Source organism: Acinetobacter sp. Tol 5 (assembly GCF_019702905.1).
GTDB lineage: Bacteria > Pseudomonadota > Gammaproteobacteria > Pseudomonadales > Moraxellaceae > Acinetobacter > Acinetobacter bereziniae.
The window spans coordinates 1,011,528-1,031,129 of record NZ_AP024708.1 but is presented as its reverse complement, the minus strand read 5'-3'; the positions used below and the strand labels follow the sequence as shown (position 1 = coordinate 1,031,129).

General features: G+C 37.7%; 16 protein-coding genes. 4 read left to right on the top strand and 12 right to left on the bottom strand.

The genetic code is table 11. The features are described from left to right. Nucleotides 1-42: 42 nt before the first annotated feature. The 9 genes from pcaF to paaA are packed head-to-tail and all read right to left on the bottom strand — an operon-like array spanning nt 43 to nt 8,086. Nucleotides 43-1,257, bottom strand: coding sequence for a 3-oxoadipyl-CoA thiolase (gene pcaF / locus TOL5_RS04835; RefSeq protein WP_121773908.1), 1,215 nt, complete (start codon nt 1,255-1,257; stop codon nt 43-45). Nucleotides 1,258-1,267: 10 nt separating this feature from the next. Continuing rightward, the gene (locus tag TOL5_RS04830) at nt 1,268-2,821 is read right to left on the bottom strand and encodes a 3-hydroxyacyl-CoA dehydrogenase (RefSeq protein ID WP_121773907.1); all 1,554 of its coding nucleotides are present in this window, start codon (nt 2,819-2,821) and stop codon (nt 1,268-1,270) included. A 2-nt stretch (nt 2,822-2,823) separates the two neighbouring features. Then, the gene (gene paaG, locus TOL5_RS04825; protein ID WP_058967543.1) at nt 2,824-3,615 is read right to left on the bottom strand and encodes a 2-(1,2-epoxy-1,2-dihydrophenyl)acetyl-CoA isomerase PaaG; all 792 of its coding nucleotides are present in this window, start codon (nt 3,613-3,615) and stop codon (nt 2,824-2,826) included. Next, complete coding sequence (locus tag TOL5_RS04820) at nt 3,615-4,385, bottom strand: enoyl-CoA hydratase-related protein (protein ID WP_121773906.1); 771 nt, start codon at nt 4,383-4,385, stop codon at nt 3,615-3,617. The genes paaG and TOL5_RS04820 overlap by 1 nt, the downstream gene beginning before the upstream one ends. A gap of 25 nt (nt 4,386-4,410) precedes the next feature. Next, complete coding sequence (gene paaE / locus TOL5_RS04815) at nt 4,411-5,469, bottom strand: 1,2-phenylacetyl-CoA epoxidase subunit PaaE (protein ID WP_121773905.1); 1,059 nt, start codon at nt 5,467-5,469, stop codon at nt 4,411-4,413. A 52-nt stretch (nt 5,470-5,521) separates the two neighbouring features. Continuing rightward, nucleotides 5,522-6,022, bottom strand: coding sequence for a 1,2-phenylacetyl-CoA epoxidase subunit PaaD (gene paaD, locus TOL5_RS04810; RefSeq protein WP_121773904.1), 501 nt, complete (start codon nt 6,020-6,022; stop codon nt 5,522-5,524). Nucleotides 6,023-6,050: 28 nt separating this feature from the next. Beyond that, nucleotides 6,051-6,806 (bottom strand): 1,2-phenylacetyl-CoA epoxidase subunit PaaC, encoded by a 756-nt coding sequence (paaC, locus tag TOL5_RS04805; protein WP_121773903.1) that lies wholly within the window; start codon nt 6,804-6,806, stop codon nt 6,051-6,053. 11 nt (nt 6,807-6,817) lie between these two features. Beyond that, on the bottom strand, nt 6,818-7,108 hold the full coding sequence (gene paaB / locus TOL5_RS04800; protein WP_004817294.1) for a 1,2-phenylacetyl-CoA epoxidase subunit PaaB: 291 nt from the start codon (nt 7,106-7,108) through the stop codon (nt 6,818-6,820). 36 nt (nt 7,109-7,144) lie between these two features. Further along, nucleotides 7,145-8,086 (bottom strand): 1,2-phenylacetyl-CoA epoxidase subunit PaaA, encoded by a 942-nt coding sequence (gene paaA, locus TOL5_RS04795; RefSeq protein ID WP_004829686.1) that lies wholly within the window; start codon nt 8,084-8,086, stop codon nt 7,145-7,147. 303 nt (nt 8,087-8,389) lie between these two features. Between paaA and paaZ the strand changes: the two genes are divergently transcribed. The 4 genes from paaZ (at nt 8,390) to TOL5_RS04775 (ending at nt 15,647) form a co-directional block, all read left to right on the top strand. Next, on the top strand, nt 8,390-10,459 hold the full coding sequence (gene paaZ, locus TOL5_RS04790; RefSeq protein WP_227544156.1) for a phenylacetic acid degradation bifunctional protein PaaZ: 2,070 nt from the start codon (nt 8,390-8,392) through the stop codon (nt 10,457-10,459). A 778-nt stretch (nt 10,460-11,237) separates the two neighbouring features. Further along, the gene (locus TOL5_RS04785; protein WP_004829689.1) at nt 11,238-12,614 is read left to right on the top strand and encodes an MFS transporter; all 1,377 of its coding nucleotides are present in this window, start codon (nt 11,238-11,240) and stop codon (nt 12,612-12,614) included. A 20-nt stretch (nt 12,615-12,634) separates the two neighbouring features. Then, the gene (locus tag TOL5_RS04780) at nt 12,635-13,876 is read left to right on the top strand and encodes an OprD family outer membrane porin (protein ID WP_004829691.1); all 1,242 of its coding nucleotides are present in this window, start codon (nt 12,635-12,637) and stop codon (nt 13,874-13,876) included. A gap of 883 nt (nt 13,877-14,759) precedes the next feature. Further along, on the top strand, nt 14,760-15,647 hold the full coding sequence (locus tag TOL5_RS04775; protein ID WP_221260663.1) for a LysR family transcriptional regulator: 888 nt from the start codon (nt 14,760-14,762) through the stop codon (nt 15,645-15,647). A gap of 70 nt (nt 15,648-15,717) precedes the next feature. Here TOL5_RS04775 and TOL5_RS04770 read toward each other — a convergent pair whose 3' ends face one another. From TOL5_RS04770 to TOL5_RS04760, 3 genes are all read right to left on the bottom strand, one after another. Continuing rightward, nucleotides 15,718-16,941, bottom strand: coding sequence for an OprD family outer membrane porin (locus tag TOL5_RS04770; protein WP_227544154.1), 1,224 nt, complete (start codon nt 16,939-16,941; stop codon nt 15,718-15,720). Between the two features lie 125 nt (nt 16,942-17,066). Continuing rightward, entirely contained in the window at nt 17,067-18,413 is a 1,347-nt protein-coding gene (locus TOL5_RS04765) for an MFS transporter (protein WP_121775612.1), read from the bottom strand. A 63-nt stretch (nt 18,414-18,476) separates the two neighbouring features. Continuing rightward, nucleotides 18,477-19,460: an amidohydrolase family protein gene (locus TOL5_RS04760; RefSeq protein WP_121775611.1), complete on the bottom strand. Its 984-nt coding sequence runs from the start codon at nt 19,458-19,460 to the stop codon at nt 18,477-18,479. Nucleotides 19,461-19,602: the final 142 nt, after the last annotated feature.

Genomic DNA, 19,602 nt, shown 5'->3' with positions numbered 1-19,602 from the left:
TGGCTGTTTCTTAAAATCCTTGGTTTGGTATTGTAGTGGTTGTTATACGCCAAAATTTTCCAAAATAAGCGCAACACCTTGCCCAACACCCACACACATCGTACATAGTGCATATTTTCCATTACGGCGTTTTAACTCTTTCATTGCCGTGATCACCAAACGTGTACCACTCATACCCAATGGATGACCTAAGGCAATTGCTCCGCCATTGGGATTGACACGTGCATCATCATCGTCCAGACCTAGTTCACGCATTACTGCAAGTGATTGTGCTGCAAATGCTTCATTCAGCTCAATGACATCCATTTGATCCAGACTTAAACCCGTCTGCTTCAACAGCTTTTGTACTGCTGGTACTGGACCAATTCCCATATATTTTGCTTCAACGCCTGCACTCGCCATCGCAATGATTTTGGCAAGTGGTTTCAACTGATTTGCCGTTGCAAAAGCTTCACTGGTCAATAACACACAAGCGGCACCATCATTTACACCCGAAGCATTTCCTGCTGTGACAGAACCATCTTGTTTGCGGAATGGTGCTTTTAATTTTGCCAAACTTTCTAGTGAGGTATCTGCGCGTGGATGTTCGTCTTCAGTTATACGTGTCAGATTTTTTTTACGATCGATTATTTCCACAGCACATATTTCTTCTGCAAACACGCCATTAAGTTGCGCAGTTGTCGCTTTTTTCTGTCTATTGAAAGCAAATAAATCCTGATCTTCACGGCTAATCTGATACTTTTCAGCAACGTTTTCTGCTGTTTCGGGCATGCTGTCCACCCCAAAATTTGCTTTAAATTTTGGATTGATAAAGCGCCAACCAATCGTTGTATCATAAATACTTGGCGTTCGGCTAAAAGCTGTTTCTGGCTTGGATTGTACAAATGGCGCACGACTCATTGACTCAACACCACCTGCCAATACAAATTGTGCTTCACCTGACTTAATAGCACGTGCAGCCAAACCAATCGCATCTAAACCCGAAGCACATAAACGGTTTACCGTAATCGCAGGGACTGATTCTGGTAGTCCCGCAAGTAATGATGCCATTCGAGCAACGTTACGATTATCCTCACCGGCTTGGTTGGCACAACCAAGGATAAGCTCATCTAACTGATCCCAAGCCAACGTAGGATGCTGTTGTTTTAAATATTGAATTGGCAAAGCAGCCAAATCATCTGTACGAATACTACTTAAAGCTCCTGCATAACGACCAATTGGAGTACGAATAGCATCACAAATAAATACTTGTTCCATTTTTTACCCCTTATCCTGCTTGTTTTAATTGTTGTGCTTGCTGCACGGGTAAAGCCAAAGTAGCAACTTTTTTTCTTAAATACAGACTTGGGCGATAGCGTTCTTCACCATAAACTTGATGTAAATTTTCTAAAATCATCAAAATCTGTTGTGTACCTATTTGTGTCATCCACTCGAATGGACCTTGCGGATAATTCACTCCAAACCTCATGGCAACATCAATATCGTGTTCTGTCGCGACATCATGCAAAACCGCCTCGCAAGCTTCATTGACTAACATTGCAATGCTTCGCATTACATATAACCCAGGATGATCTTTTGTCCAAATTACATGCACACCAACTGCAGCAAAGAATTGTGTCATTTTATCTTGATCTGCTTGGCAACATGCTGGAGATGCCGTCGCTGCAATTGCTTTAGCTTTGTTCCAATCCGCATGCCAATCCATCAGTACAACTTTCTGATGTGTATAAACAATATCGGCAGATTCGCCTTGCGTGAGTTGGAGATCAATATCATCAATTCGAATATAATTTTTTGGAGACACAACTTTGTTGATATTGAATGTCGTTTGATTTTTTAGGCGCTGAATAAAATCAGCTTGATTGACCCATTCACCGTGGATACTCACATTCATGTTTTGTGAGCTATCCTGAGTCATTTCAGGTAAGCGATATACTGGTGTTGGTTGTTCTTGATGATAATTATAGAAGCCTTGTTTATTTTTACGCCCCAAACAACCTGCATCTACCAGTTGTTTTTGAATCAGAGAGGGACGATAACGTGGCTCGTAAAAAAATTCCTGATAAACGCTCTGTGTCACTGAAAAATTCACATCTTGACCAATTAAATCAGTCAATTCACATGGTCCCATCGCAAAGCGACCACATTCACGTAAAATGAAATCTAACTGTTCAGGCGTCGTCACATTTTCCTGTAATGCACGGAAAGCTTCAGCATAATACGGACGAGCCACACGGTTCACAATAAAACCGGGCGTAGATTTGGCTAAAACGGGTATTTTGCTCCAAGTCTGCATCAGATTAAACAAAGTATCTGCATTCACTTTGGCAGTTTTTAAGCCTTGCACAATTTCGACTAGTTTCATTACTGGTGCAGGGTTAAAAAAGTGTAATCCAATCACACGTTCAGGTTGTGGAATCACAGATGCTATTGCAGTTATTGAAATGGAGGAGGTATTAGAAGCAAAAATAGTCTGTTCAGAGCAAATTGCAGCAAGTTGTTGAAAAATATTTTGTTTTACTTCTTTATTTTCCACCACAGCTTCAATAATTAATCCTGCTGTCGCAAGTTGCTGAATATCATCCACTACAGTTAAATTTGCCAATGTACTGTCCACAAGGGTCTGTGTTATTTTTCCAGCTTGTATACGTTTATTCAGTTGTACTGTTAGCTGTGCAAATGATGCATTGGCTTTATCGAGATCAAGGTCAAAGAGCAGCGTTTGATGACCATTCATCGCAGCCAGTTGGGCAATCCCGATACCCATAGTTCCTGCACCAATAACAGCGACATTTGCTTGCTGTAAATTGAATTGTTGCATGATTAGCATCCTTTAAATTCAGGGCTACGCTTTTGCATAAATGCTTGTACGCCTTCTTTATAATCGCTGGAACGACCTGCTAAACGCTGTAAGTCACGCTCTAAAATCAATTGATCATCTAGGCTATTGTCAGCAGCAGCATGGATTGCTTTTTTAATTAAAGACAAGCCATAGGTGGGTTGTGTTGCCAAATGCTCAGCCAATTTTTCCGCTTCAGCTTTGAGTTGTTCATCTGCAACACTTTGCCAAATCATGCCCAGTTGCTCTGCCTTTTCAGCAGGAATTTTATCGCCCAGCATTGCCAAACCCATTGCCTGCGCGCGTCCAACCAAACGGGGTAAAAACCAAGTGCCACCCGAGTCAGGCACCAAACCTAAGCGACAAAAGGCTTGAATAAATGATGCAGATTTTGCGGCAAGAACAATGTCACAGGCCAAGGCAATATTTGCACCTGCTCCAGCCGCCACACCATTTACTGCACAAATCACGGGTTTCTGCATTTCTGTAATCAGTTTGATTAATGGGTTGTAATATTTTTCAATCGATACCCCCAAATCAGGTGCGTCTGCATTGGGATCAACCACTCGATCAGCTAAATCCTGCCCGGCACAAAAACCACGACCTTCGGCTGAAATGACCACCGCTCGAATATTTGAATCTTTCGCCCATGTCTTTAAAGTTTGTGATACTTCATGATGCATCTTTTCATTAAAACTATTCAGTTGCTTTGGGCGATTAAAAGTTAAATAACCAACTGCATTTTTTTCTTCAACAATTATGGTTTGGTAATCCATCACACACCTCTAAATTCTGGTTTTCTTTTTTCAAAAAATGCATCAATGCCTTCCTTACGGTCTTGAGTTGCCGTAAGCCAGACAAAATGCTGACGTTCTTGCTTCAAGCCTTGGCTTAAAGTCACTTCATGGATGGATTTCAACGATTGTTTAATGACACGGATTGCCAATGGTGCTTGTTTGGCAATTTTTTCAGCCAGTTCAATTGCATATTGCACCGTCAGTGCGCTTGGGCAAATTTGGCTACTAATGCCATGTTGTAATGCAAGCGCTGCAGAAATACGCTCCCCTGTCATTGCCCAACGCATGGCCAATTGCTGTCCGACCAAACGTGCTAAACGCTGCGTACCACCTGCACCAGGCAACATACCCAAACCAATTTCGGGTAAGGCAAATTGTGCATTTTCACCAGTCAGCACGATATCGCCATGCAAGGCGAGCTCAAAGCCTGCACCAAAGGCATAGCCATTGATCGCCATAATGATCGGTTTTGAAAACTCATCAATGTGTTTCCATAGTAACGGACGTTGATCTTGCTGGATTGTCACCACATCAAGGGCTGCCAATTCTTTTAAATCAGCACCCGCTGCAAAACATGTTTCATTACCAGTAATCACAACAGTTTTAATACGTTGGTCCCGCTCTAAATCTTGCAGCACCTCCACAAGTTGTTTTAAGGTGGCATTATTTAACGCATTATGTTTTTCTGGACGATTTAACTCGATAAGCATCACGCCTGTTTTTACTAAACTGGTTTTTAAGAAATCCATCTCTTTGCTCCAATGTTATTCCGTTTTATTCATCAAAACTCAAACGCACATTTGGAGTCGTTGGCAATGCTTGACAACTGAGTACATAACCTTTTGCAAGTTCTTCAGGTTCAAGACTATAGTTAATTGCCATCTCGACCTTGCCTTCAAGTACTTTGCATTTACAGGTTGCGCACACGCCACCTTTGCATGCATAAGGTAAATCGGCACCGGCACGTAATGCAGCATCTAGAATACTGTCATCTTCTTTGGCGACTTCAATGATCAACTCGCGCCCATCCAGCACAATATTGACTTTTTCTTCATTACGATTGCCAATGTGCTGCGCTGTGGCTTTTTTCACAGGTCCAGTATTAAAACGTTCAGTATGAATTTTGCTGCGATCAATGCCAAATTCAGGTAAAACCGTTTCGATGGCCTCCATCATTTCATTGGGACCACAGGCAAAACAATGATCAAACTCAGCATGAATCAAATTTGCTTTAAATAACAATTGCAGTTTTTCAGCATCAATCCGACCATTAAACAAAGCACTGTCATTCATTTCACGAGAGAAGATATTGATCAATTGAAAACGCTCTTTAAAACGATCTTTTAAATCCATGATTTGCTCTGCAAACATGGTTTGTTTCCAAGTACGATTGCCATAAATCAGAGTAAAACTGGCAGCTTGTTGCTGTAATAACACTGTTTTTATAATGGACAAAATTGGGGTAATTCCACTGCCTGCGGCAAATCCTAAGTAGTTTTTTCCTCCAGTTTTGGCAACTTTTTGAAAAAAAATCCCTTGCGGTGGCATTACTTCAAGTTGATCACCGGCTTTTAAATTGTCATTTGCCCAAGTTGAAAATTGACCTTGATCAATTTTTTTAATCGCAATACTCATATCTTCTTGAACATCACTACAAATCGAATAACAACGACGAATTTCACCACTTTCTGTGAAATGGCGAATGGTTAAATGTTGCCCTGGTTGATACTGAAAGCGCTGTTGTTGTTCTGGGGTAAGATCAAACGCAATACAAATCGCCTGCTCAGTTTGAGGCGTAATTGATTTTATGGTTAATGGTACAAATTGACTCATGTAAAAATCCCTCTTTCATTTTAACTTTTCAAACTGTTGAACATTGTTCAACTTAAATACATTTGAAATAGTCAAATGGTTCTAAGCAGTCTTGGCATTGATATAAGGCTTTACATGCAGTAGAACTAAATTCGCTTAATAATTTGCTGTGTATGCTGTGGCAATGCGGACATTCAATTCCATCGGTTAATGCGACATGTGTACCACAACTGTGTGCCTCGCCTTTTGGAGGTGCGATACCATATTGTTTCAGCTTGTCTTTGCCTTTTTGGCTCATCCAATCGGTGGTCCAAGCTTCAGATAAATCCACCACAACTTGAATCGGTGTGAAACCTTTTGCAGTAAACGCTTGTACGATTTCATCTTTCAGCACGTCTGTTGCAGGGCAACCGCTATAGGTGGGTGTAAGTCGAACCACAATATTATTCTCCTGATTCAACTCCACCCCACGAATCATGCCTAAATCCACAACCGATAACACTGGAATTTCAGGATCAGAAATCTGTTGTAAAATATCCCAGCAATCATCGCTAAATTGTCGAATTAAATTCATGTGCTTCACTCCTTGTGAGAAGCTGAACTTACCAACTCATATTGGGATAAGTACGTTGCATATATTGCAATTCAGCCAAAACGAAACCTAAATGTTCGGTATGCAGGCCTTGTTTTGCACCACTACGATACGCCCCTGTTTCAGGTAAACTAAGCTCAAAACGTTGCAGTTCAACTGTTACGACATCCAGCCATTGCGCTTTTAAAGGTTCAATATCTGGAATTAAGCCTTCAGTCACCAAGCCTTGTTCTTCGGTGGTTAAGACAAATAATTCTTTGCTAAAACGCCACAATTCGTTTAAACCTAATTGGGTTTTTGCATGTGCTTCGCTGGTCCCTAAACTTAAACGTTCCATCCAAGCGGTAGAAAAACGTAAGTGATATTTCACTTCACGTAATGATTTCAGCGCAAATGCAGCTAACGCTTTGTGTTGGCTATGGCTCAGCGCAGCAAATAACAAATGATGATAATGATCCATTAACCACTGGCGTACTATGGTTTGTGCAAAGTCACCATTGGGTTGTTCACATAACAATAAATTGCGATATTCACGTTCGTTACGGAAAAATGCCAATTGATCTTCGTCACGACCTAAGCCTTCCTCTTCACCCGCAAGACTTAACAAGGTTCTGGCTTGACCTAGCAAATCCAAACCAATATTGGCTAATGCAATATCCAGCTCTAGCTCAGGCGCATGACCACACCATTCAGCCAAACGATGCGATAAAATCAGTTGGCTATCACCCAAATGCAATAGGAACTGTGAAAATACTGAATGACTCATCTTCGTCCCCCTTACATATGCTCAATGCCATCTGGAATATGGTAAAACGTCGGATGACGATATACCTTGTCTAATGCTGGATCAAAAAATTCATTTTTTTCATTAGGTTGAGATGAAGTAATCCATTCAGATTTCACCACCCAAATACTAATCCCTTCATTACGACGGGTATAAACATCACGGGCATTCTGGAGTGCAATTTCTGCATCTGGCGCACGTAAACTACCCACATGACGATGACTTAAACCCTGTTTACTTCGTACAAAAACTTCAAATAGCGACCAGTTATTTTTATTGTCCATCATAAAATCCTTATTAAATTTGACTAAAACGCTGAACTAAGCAACTTTGGCAGCAGCTTGTTGTTGCTTTTTTTGTGCATAGACCACAGCGGTATCACGTACCCATTTGCCACCTTCCCACGCTTTACGGCGTGCTTCGATACGTTCGTGATTACATGGGCCTTTACCTGCAAGAATGTCAAAAAATTCGTCCCAATTAATTTCACCAGACTGGTAATGTCCTGTTGCTTCATTAAAACGTAAGTCAGGATCTGGCACAGTCAAACCCAGCTGTAAAATTTGCGGTACCGTGTTATCCACAAATTTTTGACGGAGTGCGTCATTACTAAAGAGTTTAATTTTCCATTGCATGCTTTGCGCGCTGTTTGGAGAATTGTCATCACTCGGACCAAACATCATTTGTGCAGGCCACCAAAAACGATTCACTGCATCTTGCGCCAATTGTTTTTGCTCAGGTGTCCCATTTGCCAACTGCATCATGGCTTCAAAGCCTTGGCGTTGATGGAAACTTTCTTCTTTACATACACGCACCATGGCACGTGCATAAGGACCATAAGAGGTACGACATAACGCAACTTGATTGACAATTGCCGCACCATCAACCAACCAACCAATGGCAGCAACATCGGCCCAAGTTAAGGTTGGATAATTAAAAATTGATGAATACTTCATCTGCCCAGCAATGAGTTTATCCATCATGTCATCACGATCGGCACCCAAGGTTTCAGCCGCACTATATAAATACAATGCATGCCCTGCTTCATCTTGAACTTTAGCAAGTAAAACAGCTTTACGTTTTAAGCTTGGTGCACGCGTGATCCAATTGCCCTCAGGTAACATTCCCACAACTTCTGAGTGTGCATGTTGTCCAATCTGACGAATTAAAGTTTTACGATATGCATCTGGCATCCAATCTTTAGGCTCAATCGAAATATCCTTTTCGAGAGATTGATCGAAATCTTTTTGATGATTATTCATTGTGTCCTCACTTATCCCAAGTGTTATGCTATTTAAATTAAAACGATACAAATAAAAAATCAATACATATTTTTATGTATCATAATTATTTTAAAATTCACCAAAACAAATAATTGTTTTAATTAAAATTATTTTTATTTTATTTTTAATATCACAATATTTAACTAAAAAATTTGACATTTTAAAATTTAAAAGACAAATTATGAGTCATTAAAAATAGAAAACCATCTAAAACATATCACAAAAGGAGTTTGAGTAATGCTTGATTTAGATACGGCAATACCCCATACGGAACCCGATGAAATGACCACAAAATCAACCACGCAGCCTGCGATTAAAACATTAAGCTCTTTGGTTTATGGACAAGAATATATCGCTCAACAAGACTTCCGTACTGTCTATCATGCGATAACTGGTGAAGCCATTTATCAAGTGAGTAGTCAAGGAATCGACACGCAAGCCATTGTTGATTATGCAAAACAAAAAGGTGCTGCACTTGCATCACTGACTTTCCATCAACGTGCCAATGCATTAAAACAAGTCGCTCAATATTTAATGGAACGCAAAGAAAGCTATTATGAACTTGCCAAAGCAACAGGTTGTACCCGTAAAGATGCTTGGATTGATATCGAGGGTGGGATCGGAACTTTATTCGCCTATTCAAGTTTAGTTCGTCGTGAACTCAGCGATGAAACCGCCTTGGTTGAAGATGCTTGGATTCCGCTGTCAAAAAACGGTACCTTTGGTGCAAAGCATATTCTTAGCCCAAAGGCTGGTGTCGCTGTGCATATTGATGCTTTTAATTTTCCAATTTGGGGAATGTTAGAAAAAATTGCCCCTACATTATTGGCAGGTGTGCCATGTATCGTTAAACCGGCCACGGAAGGTGCAGAATTGACCCACGCTGTTGTCAAAGACATTTTGGCTAGTGGCATCTTAGCAAAAGGCGCATTGCAGCTTATCTGTGGTCAAACTTATGATTTATTCGAACATTTAAACCCTCAAGATACAGTAACGTTTACAGGTTCCGCATCCACTGGACAAAAATTACGCGCAATACCGCATTTAAATCATTATTCAATTCCATTTACCATGGAAGCAGATTCTGTCAATAGTGCTATTTTGACCCAACACGCATCTACAGAAACAACCGATCTATTTGTACGAGAAGTTTTTCGAGAAATGACCACAAAAGCCGGGCAAAAATGTACCGCAATCCGTCGTGCCTTTGTTCCCGTAGAGCTACTTGAAACAGTACAAAAACGGTTAATCGCAAAATTAAACAATGTGGTCGTGGGCAACCCTGAACGTGAAAATGTCACTATGGGAGCATTAGCCAGTGTAAAACAAAAACATGATGTGGCAGAAAAAGTAGAACAACTCAATCAAGAGGCTGAAATTGTATTTGGTAGCCACCTCCGTCAAGATTTCACTATTCAAGCTGAAAATCCTGAACAAGGTGCATTTTATCCCCCGACTGTTTTAGTCTGTAAAAATCCAAGCCAAGCCACGACCATTCATCAAATAGAAGCTTTTGGTCCAGTTGTTACTTTAATGCCTTATGCAAACCTTCAAGAGCTCGCTAATTTAGTTGCACGAGGAGAAGGTAGTTTAGTTGCTTCTGTGGTGCGCAATGCAGATGAGAATGTAGAGCAGATCATCGCCAAAATTGCACCTTGGCATGGTCGTGTACATATCCTAGATAGTGAAAATGCCAAAGAAAGTACAGGTCATGGTTCGCCTCTTCCTTACTTAGTTCATGGCGGTCCAGGTCGTGCTGGTGGTGGTGAGGAATTAGGTGGTTTACGTGCGGTAAAACATTATATGCAACGCACAGCAATCCAAGGTTCACCCAAAGCCATGACACAAATTGGTCACAGTTGGACCATTGGTTCAGAGGTTTTTGAAGATCGAGTTCATCCCTTTAAAAAATCATTTGATGAATTACGTATCGGTGAACGACTATTGACTGCTCGCCGTACTGTGACAGAAGCTGATATTGTCAATTTTGCTGGCTTAAGTGGCGATCACTTCTATGCACATATGGACAAAATTGCTGCAGCTGACTCAATATTTGGTGATCGTGTTGCGCATGGCTATTTTATCGTATCCGCAGCTGCGGGGTTATTTGTAGATGCAGCACCAGGTCCAGTGATTGCAAACTATGGGATGGACAATTTACGTTTTGTAGAGCCTGTTAAAATCGGAGATACCATTCAAGTCGAATTAACCTGTAAACAAAAAACCCCGAAGCCTTTACAAGACCCAAGCCAAAAAGCCCACGGCGTTGTTGTTTGGGACATTAAAGTAAAAAACCAACGACATGAACTAGTTGCCACTTACGATATTTTAACCTTAGTCAATCGCGACTAATTAAGCGTTTGTTTAAAAATAATTTTTATTGAACCAGCTCTCCTAAATTTACAAAGTTAGCCTCAGTCATTTTGTAGTAATTTAGGAGAGTTTTTCAAACATATCCTAGAATAAATTATCTCAGAATAAATACTGAACAGATGCAATTTCAGTTAGCGATCTCGGCATTAATAAATCACATTGTTGGTCGTGATGATGCATTTGCTTAAATAAAGATGAAATTCATGGAATTAAACACGCGACCAAAATAACTTGAGATGAGGTGATTGCTCACACGGATACAACGTTGATTGATAACACGACAGCACACATTACAGCTGAACCGATTGGATGACTGAGTGAAGATATAACTTATAAGGGTTTATACAAAACCTGACTCAACTTCGTCTGCAAAATCATATTTACCCAAATCAGTTTATTTGGGTTTTCTTGTTGCAAAAGACTTAATAAAAAACATCAAAATAAAAGACACTAAAAAATATAATTTAATTAATTTTAGTATCAAATAATAAGTAAAAATCAAAAACAAAAAACAGGTAAAACAAATAATTAATTGATTTAAAATATTTTAATATTATTATTGAAAATTTAAAATATTACCACCCTTAAAACAAAAGATACTATTTTTATTTTATTTTAAAAATAGTGTATCCATTTAAAAAATATTCAAGCATAATTATCCGATTGATTCATGATGAGTCAATACAACAAGGATTTTGTTTCAATCAAAAAACCAAGAATAGATTGGAGCATAAGTGAAATACAAAAAGGAAAAGCTATGGAAAACTCTCAAGCAGAATTGCACGGCTCGACGCTTGCACTTCCCACATCATCGGCATCACGTACTCGCAAAATTGCGATAGCAACCATTGTTGGGACCACCATAGAGTGGTATGACTATTTTATTTATGCCGCTGTAGCAGGCTTAGTTTTTAATCAACTATTTTTTAAACCCGCAGGTCCAGCCTTCGCCACCCTGTTGGTTTTTGCATCTGTAGGGATCAGTTTTATTTTTCGACCTTTTGGCGCATTTATCGCAGGTTATTTTGGCGATAAGTTTGGACGTAAAACCGTTCTAGCCGCTACGTTAATCATGATGGGTGGAACCACAACTCTGATTGGCTTATTACCCACTTACGACAGTGTGGGTATCATTGCGCCTATCATTTTAATTTTACTGCGTATTTTACAAGGAATTTCCGCAGGCGGTGAATGGGGTGGCGCTGTATTGATGGCCGTTGAACATGCACCTACCCACAAACGTGGATTATTTAGCTCATTTCCACAACTCGGTGTTCCACTTGGTTTATTACTAGCATCACTGGTGTTAGTAATCATGACCGGCTATGTTTCACCAGGAGAAGAGTTTTTAGCATGGGGTTGGAGAATTCCATTTATATGCAGTATCTTCCTCTTTGCTTTAGGCTACTGGATTCGTCGTTCGGTTGAAGAAAGCCCTATTTTTGAGGAATTAAAACAGAAAGGCACTACACAAAAGCCGATCCGTGAACTTTTTGCACAGTATAAAAAAGTCATTTTTAGCTCAGCATTATTGATAGCTGGTACAACTGCGCTGGGCTACATGACTGCTGGTGGCTTTATTCAAAGCTTTACCACCAATCCAAATGGTCTGAATTTAGAGCGTCCAATCATTTTGACCTTGATCAGTATTTCTGCAGTTATTTGGACCTTCTTTACTTGGTTATCTGCAGTTCTTTCAGATAAATTTGGACGTAAACCAGTTTATATTTTCGGTTCATTGATTCAAATCATTACCGCTCTGATGCTTTTCCCACTGATCAGTACAGGCAACTATAGCTACATCATGTCAGGCTTAGCCCTATTATCAATGGGTATTGGAATCACCTATGGTGTACAAGCGGTCTTTTATTCTGAACTCTTCCCTGCTTCTATTCGCTTTTCAGGTATATCCATCACTTATGCAATTGGCTCGATCATTGGCGGTGCGTTCGCGCCCTTAATTGCAGCAGCATTAATCGGCAAAGTAAACGGCATTTATTTAGTCAGTGCATATTTAACCGTAATGTCTGTGATTGCTTTTTTAGCGATTTGTATTTTTAAAGACCGTACAGGTATTGCTTTAGAACCTGACGCTGAAGAAACCCAGAAAAAATCACCTTTCATCTGGAAATAAACTTAAGTCAAGGATGCCTTATGTTATTCAATACACCATTTACAAAGATTTTTACTACGCTCATATTCATCAATACTTGTGCTTTTACACAACTAGCGCTAGCCAAAGATGAATGGAAATTAACTTTAAAAAATGCCTATATTGATCGCAATTTTGACCAAGAAAATGTCAAAGATTCGGGGAGTTGGTCACAAGGCGTATCATTATTTTATCATTCACAATTTTATGACACCCCTATTGAAATTTTAGAACATCCTTTGCAAATTGGCGTTGATGGTTCAATGCAATATGCAGTACGTCTAAGCAATGACAAACATGTCAATGATACCGTATTGCCTTTTGACCCAGTCAAACAAGAACAAGCGGCAGACTATTTAAAATATGGGGGTACACTTAAACTTAAATATGATCAGGCAGAATTGAGAGTGGGTGAGTTATGGCTCAATTTACCCATGACCGCAATCGACACAAGCCGTCAGCTTTTAACGACTTATCAAGGTGTGAACTTAAAATTTCCAATTCAGGAAAAACTTAAAGTCGAACTTGGTCACGTGTCGAAAAACTCTCCTCGAAATGAGGAGGATTTTTATAAATTTTCTTATACGCAAAAAGGTATAAAACATTATTCAGATGGATTGGATTACCTGAATTTATCTTATGATGTGAATAAAGATTTTAATATCAATTATTACTATGGGCATTTAGAAAATTTATATGATAAACACTATTTAGGCGCGGAGCATCGATACCCAATTGCTGACAATATCGCCTTGCATTCAAAATTGCGATATTTCAATTCACAAGATAATAGCAGTGCTTTAGATATCGATAGCCAAAATGTAGGTTTATTGGAAACATTGAAACTGAACAATCACACTTTAGGTGTTGGTTATCAAAGAATTATTGGGAACGCCTACCCTTTGCCTGATGGTTTTTTACCTGAGCTTTATTTTATTAACTGGAATGTCACCGGCTTTTTTAAAGAAAATGAAAAATCATGGCATTTTGTTTATGGTTATGACTTTAAAGATTACATCCTCGGTTTAAACAGCATTGCAAAATATGCGGTTGGGCGAGATATTAAAATGAGTAATGGTGATAAAAATAAAGAGTCCGAACTTGATGTTCTGACCACCTATAATTTTCAGCAACCTGCACTAAAAGGACTCTCTTTACAGCACTTATTTACCCGTTACCAGCAAGATTATGGAAGTGATTTTACAGAAAATCGTTTCTTTATTAATTATCAATATAAGTTCTAATATACTTCATTTTCAAAAACCTCAGGTAAATGTTTAATGAATTTAATTATCTAATTAAAAAGCCTTGAAATTTTTTAAATTTTAAGGCTTTTTAAGTTTTTATGATTCACTGGCTTTAATACACAAACCTATCCGTAAGATCAGATAAAGCAATATAATTCATATAGTCAAACCATCTAATTCTTCATACAAATGATTCGTCTTCAATCTAGTTTGTGCTTTTTATATGAATTTTTAATATGCTTAACTTCCTAAGCCCTTTGTATTTTTGATTCAATTGATGGTCTTTCTATCCAGACGCGACACGGGTGTAGCCATGTTAAGCAGGGGCATATGAGCAAAAAACGCAAGCTCCATATCATCAAACAATAGATTCATCGCATTGATTTTATTGATCTAGAAACTATATTTACTGTATGGTTTTTTCAAAAATTGACTCTATTACTCATGATCACATGATAATTATTACAAATAATGTTATCCTATTTAATAAATAAAGTACATCATTATTAACCAAAAATACAAGGAAGTATTATGCCGCCAAAATATGAGATTCTTTTAATCATTATAATCACCACCATTATAGCTAACGTTGTAAGCCAAATTATTATTTTCAATCAGCAATAAAATTAAAACTAATGCAATTATTTAAATTTTATCATCTCTTATATTTCTTATAAATTTAATTTAAAATAGACCTGTTGTGAAGTATTTTTTAATCATTTGGGCTTTATACAGCACCTTATAAATAAAAGGTCGCAACTACTCAAATTTCAACCAACGCAAGAGATCTAATCATTAATTCCATTTTGATTAAAACAGAAGTTTTTTAGAAAATTTTTTTTGGAAATATTAAATTATCTTATTCTACGGAAAGAAAATTATGCAAGATGAAATCAATGATCTAAACTTTTTTATAACATTAGCCTCATCAAAATCAATGACTCGTGCTTCAATTGAAATGGATATTCCATTACCAACAATAAGTAGAAAATTAGCAAAACTTGAATATTTTTATGGCAAGAGACTCATTAATAGATCTGCTAGACAATTTGATTTAACAGAAGCTGGTAAATTATTATTAGATCGTAGTATTTACCTATCATCTTTAATGAAAAAAGTTCATGAAGAGGTTTCTCAAAATGTTAATTATTTTACTGGTAAATTACGAATTGGTAGCTTAAATTATCTTGGACGTAGTAAATTAGGAAGCTTAATAGCTCAATTCAGTTTACAACATCCAAATTTAGAAATCGAACTCATTCTTTCTGATTCAAAAATGGATCTTGTAGAAAATGAACTAGATATTCTTTTCCAATTAGAGCAACCTAATAACTTAATCTACGGTTCAGAGGTTTTACTTGATACGAGACGCATTTTTTGTGCTTCACCCAAATATTTTGATAAATATGGTTATCCTGTACATCCTTTGGACTTACTCAATCATCGCTGCATTTGTCTAATAAGAAACCGTCATATATACCAAGATTGGAAATACACCATAAATGATGAAATATTTGAAATTCATGTACAGCCTTATTTAAAAAGTAATAATGCAGAAGTAACACATCAATGGATGATTCAAGGATTCGGTATAGGATATAGACTATATCACGAGGTAAAACACGAATTAGAGGAGGGTATACTAATAGAGTTTTTTAAAAATAACCACTCATCTGAACTTTCACTTTATATCGTATATTCAAAATACAAAAAGAGAGATGTTGTTAAGGACTTCATTGAATTTACTAAAAATAATATTAATTATTAAACCCTCTTAGAATGTTATAAGTTCAATCACCTCTAACATTCTATTTATTTTAAGCTACTTAAATAAGTTTTTAAAAATTCCAAGTGTAATCAATATTGACTCTCGTCTCATTGGCAGGTCTGAATACAATTCTCTCGTTAGGTAAATCATTACGATAACGAGTATAGCGAGTACGAAAACCAATACCCTTAAACACGCCACTCGGTATACGATAATTTAGGTCCAAATCGTAAGAGTCCTCTTTAAATATATCTCTCTTTAATCTAGGAATCTCAATATCAGTACCTTGACTATATCTCGCCATAAATTTTAAGCCATTTAGAGTAGTATCTTTAAAATCATAGTCATACCTAAGACTGATAACTTTTTCATTTTGATTGGTAAAATCAGCACTTATACTATCCATAAAGACTGCTGGCTCAGCATTACTCAACGTTGGCATTGCAGTGTCGCCCAAAGATTGCATATAGCCAAAACTCAATGTGTGATTATAAATATTTAGACCTAGAATCCCACTTAAATGCTGATTATCTATTTTCCCTGCCAGTTCCTTTCCTGCATCTTCACTGAGAAATACTCTAAAATCACCACGAACATTCCCGATCCCAACATCATGCTTGGTCTTGACACCAATAAAATTTTGATAATATACATCATGCAAATTTGCATGATATAGATCGGCTTTAATGCCTTCACTGAATTGATATTCAGCACCAAACATATGTAAGCCTGAAGACTCAGCAGCTGCTTTAAATCGCCCATTAATATTGCCTATACGAATTTTTTCATAGTTCGTTGAGTCCCTATGATTGACTCGATCGACGTATAACCCATGAAGCTTAAGATCTTTTATTTCATTAAACTGCAAGTGTGCACCGCGGTAATTCTGTTGGAATAACCGTGCAGGACTTGAAAAAATTACAGGAAACATCGGCGAAAGTGTCCCGATATGAACTGTCGAATCACTTACTTTGGTTTTCAGCGTCCAACGCAACTCTCCTGTTTGATCAGGACGCTCATTGTTTCTATCTACAGGCAATAAACCTGAAGCAGCATAACCCTTGTTATTTCCCATAAGATTAAAACCTGCTAAAGCAAGAACATCTAAACCAAATCCTATATTTCCACTAGTATATCCAGATTTAGCATTTAGGATAAAACCTTGAGCCCAATCTCTTGCTGTAGGATATGGAATATTATTTATGTAATCTCTATCAAAATAATAGTTTTTTGTCGTTAACGATATTTTACGATCTTTGATAAATTCAGCATTTGTAATCGTAGGAAGTATCATAGTAAATCCTACTAGTCCAAGAAAAAATATATTTTTCATGATATATACCTATTTTTACTTAAATCTTTAAGGTGTAAAAACCCGAACTACCTCAAAATAATTGAGGTAGTCGTTATTGTTTTTTATTAAGCTTTTGATGTTTGAGGAATTGTTACTTTAGAGTTTGAATAACGCCCTTTGAAATAAAGCGCCAAGGCTGAAATTAAAATAGGGAGTGCGAGTACGAAGAAAATACCATTCATGCCCAGATTGAATGTGAAAATATAAGCACCGAAAAATGCCCCGAAAATAGCACCAAAACGACCTAATCCGTGCATCCATGAAACACCGACACCACGACATTCTGCAGGATAAAATATCGCAGCTAAAGATGGCAAAGAGGATTGTGCGCCAACCAACCCTGCGCCAGCTAAGAAAATAAACAAGGCAAGTAAATAAATATTTTGGGTAAGAAATCCTGTTACAACGAATAACACGGCTGATATAAAATATGTAATGGTGATCGTTTTATTTACTTCAAATTTACTCATAAACCAACCAATTAGGATCGTTCCAGCAACACCTCCAAATGGGAAAACTGCTGTGACTAAACTAAACTGTTCTGGTGTAAATCCTGATTCTTTAAGAAGCGTTGGCATCCAGCTTGTAAGCACATAAAATACCAATAAGCTCATAAAACAGCAGAGCCACATCATTGCAGAGGGTACAAAAAACTTGCCGACGACAAGACCAACGGGATTGGTAGTATTTTCATTTAAATCAGCATCTAAACTTTTAACAGGAACTAATTTTGCATCGATAAATTTACCCTGTATATTTTTTACAATTTCTAATGCTTCGACTTGTCCTTGTTTTTTTATCAAAAAATGTAGCGATTCTTTTAAAATAAAAATCGATATAAAGGCAACCACTATAGGAATAGTCCCGCCTATATATAGAACCATTTTCCAACCATGATTCGATAAAAGACCTGCTGATAAAACACCACCAATCGTAATGCCAAGAGGTAATGCACAAAATAATAAATTCACCATCCATGCACGGCGACGCGCTGGCATATATTCAGATACGAGTGTTGCAGCATTCGGCATTGCAGCACCAAGTCCTAATCCTGTTAGGAATCGATATATCACCATTTCAGTCGTGTTATTTGAAGTACCTGTCAGTATGGTTAAAACACCAAAAATAAATGCCGAACCGATAATGACCCATTTTCTTCCAATCTTATCTGCTAATATTCCTGCAAATATTGCTCCAATCGCCATGCCTATTAAGGCAACACTCATCACTGGGCGTAGATCATTTTTAGTGATCCCCCAATCGTCTAACAATGCAGGCGCTATAAACCCGACTACTCCCGTATCAATCCCATCCGCTAAAATCACCAAAAAACAAAGTATAAAAATTATCCATTGCTGCAGAGATAATTTTCTAGTATCAACTGCTTGCTGTATATCTAGTATTATTTTCATCATAAAATCCTTTTACTGCATTAAAAATGCCAATAACAATCGTTGTTATTGGCTTGAACTACTTTAAATGCTTAACTTGAATAATTTGTGTGCATTATGACGGCCTATTTTTTCTCGATCATTCTCCCCAATTTCGGCATGATCAAACCAATGTGTCGCTTCTTCCATATCTTCAAATGGATAATCACTTGAGAATAAAACGCGATCCGATCCAATTTCATCAATTGCATTTTTCATGGTAATTGTGCGGAAGTTACCACTTGTTGTTAAATAAAAATTCTTACGGAAATAATCAATAAATGGTTTTTCTGCTTTTACACCGAGTGGATTACGACCATTCGCTGAAGCCCAATGCGATGTACGCCAAATATTATTTTGAATTAACTCGCCTAGATGTCCTAAAATAATATTAATATTTGGATACTTATCAAATAAACCCGAACCAATTAAACGTAGTGCATGTACACCTGTTTCAACTGAGAATGACCATGCAGGACCCATTAACCAAGGATGATCTTTGATGCCCAATTGCTGACTTAAAAGTGGATTACGCGGATGTAAATAGAATGGTACATCGAGTTTAGCAACCTCACTCCAAAATTCTAAATATTCTTCAGCATCATAATATTTTGCTGTTTCATCGTTATTTAAATTTGAGAAACCATTTACTAGAGCGCCCGCAAAATCAAGTTCTGTTATGCAGCGATTGAGTTCTTTTGTCGCTGCTTCTGGATCTTGTAATGGTAATGCAGCAAAAGCCCCAAAGCGATCGGGATGTTTAGCGATTAATTCAGCTAAAGTGTCATTTGCTATTTCTGCAACTTCAACAGCTCTTTTCGGATCTGGTATCGCTTGAATCGCAGGTGCATTTAAAGAAATGATTGAGTATTCAATACCCGTTTCATCCATACGGCGTAAACGTTCTCCGGTTATATCTAGTAATTGACTCCGCTTCGTTTTCCAAACATCTGGTACAAAGAATCGTTCTGAATCACCAAGTGTCTCTTGAATTGCAAAATGTTCTTCTAAAGCAATCTTCCCTTCCATTTACGACTCCACAACTTATTAAAGGTATAGAAGTAGATTAGGTGGATCAAAAGAACATTAGAACATTGATTATGGAAACTTAACTTTCATTTTATGAAAGTATGAATATTTTTGACCAGAATTTAAAAATTATCTAGATCTA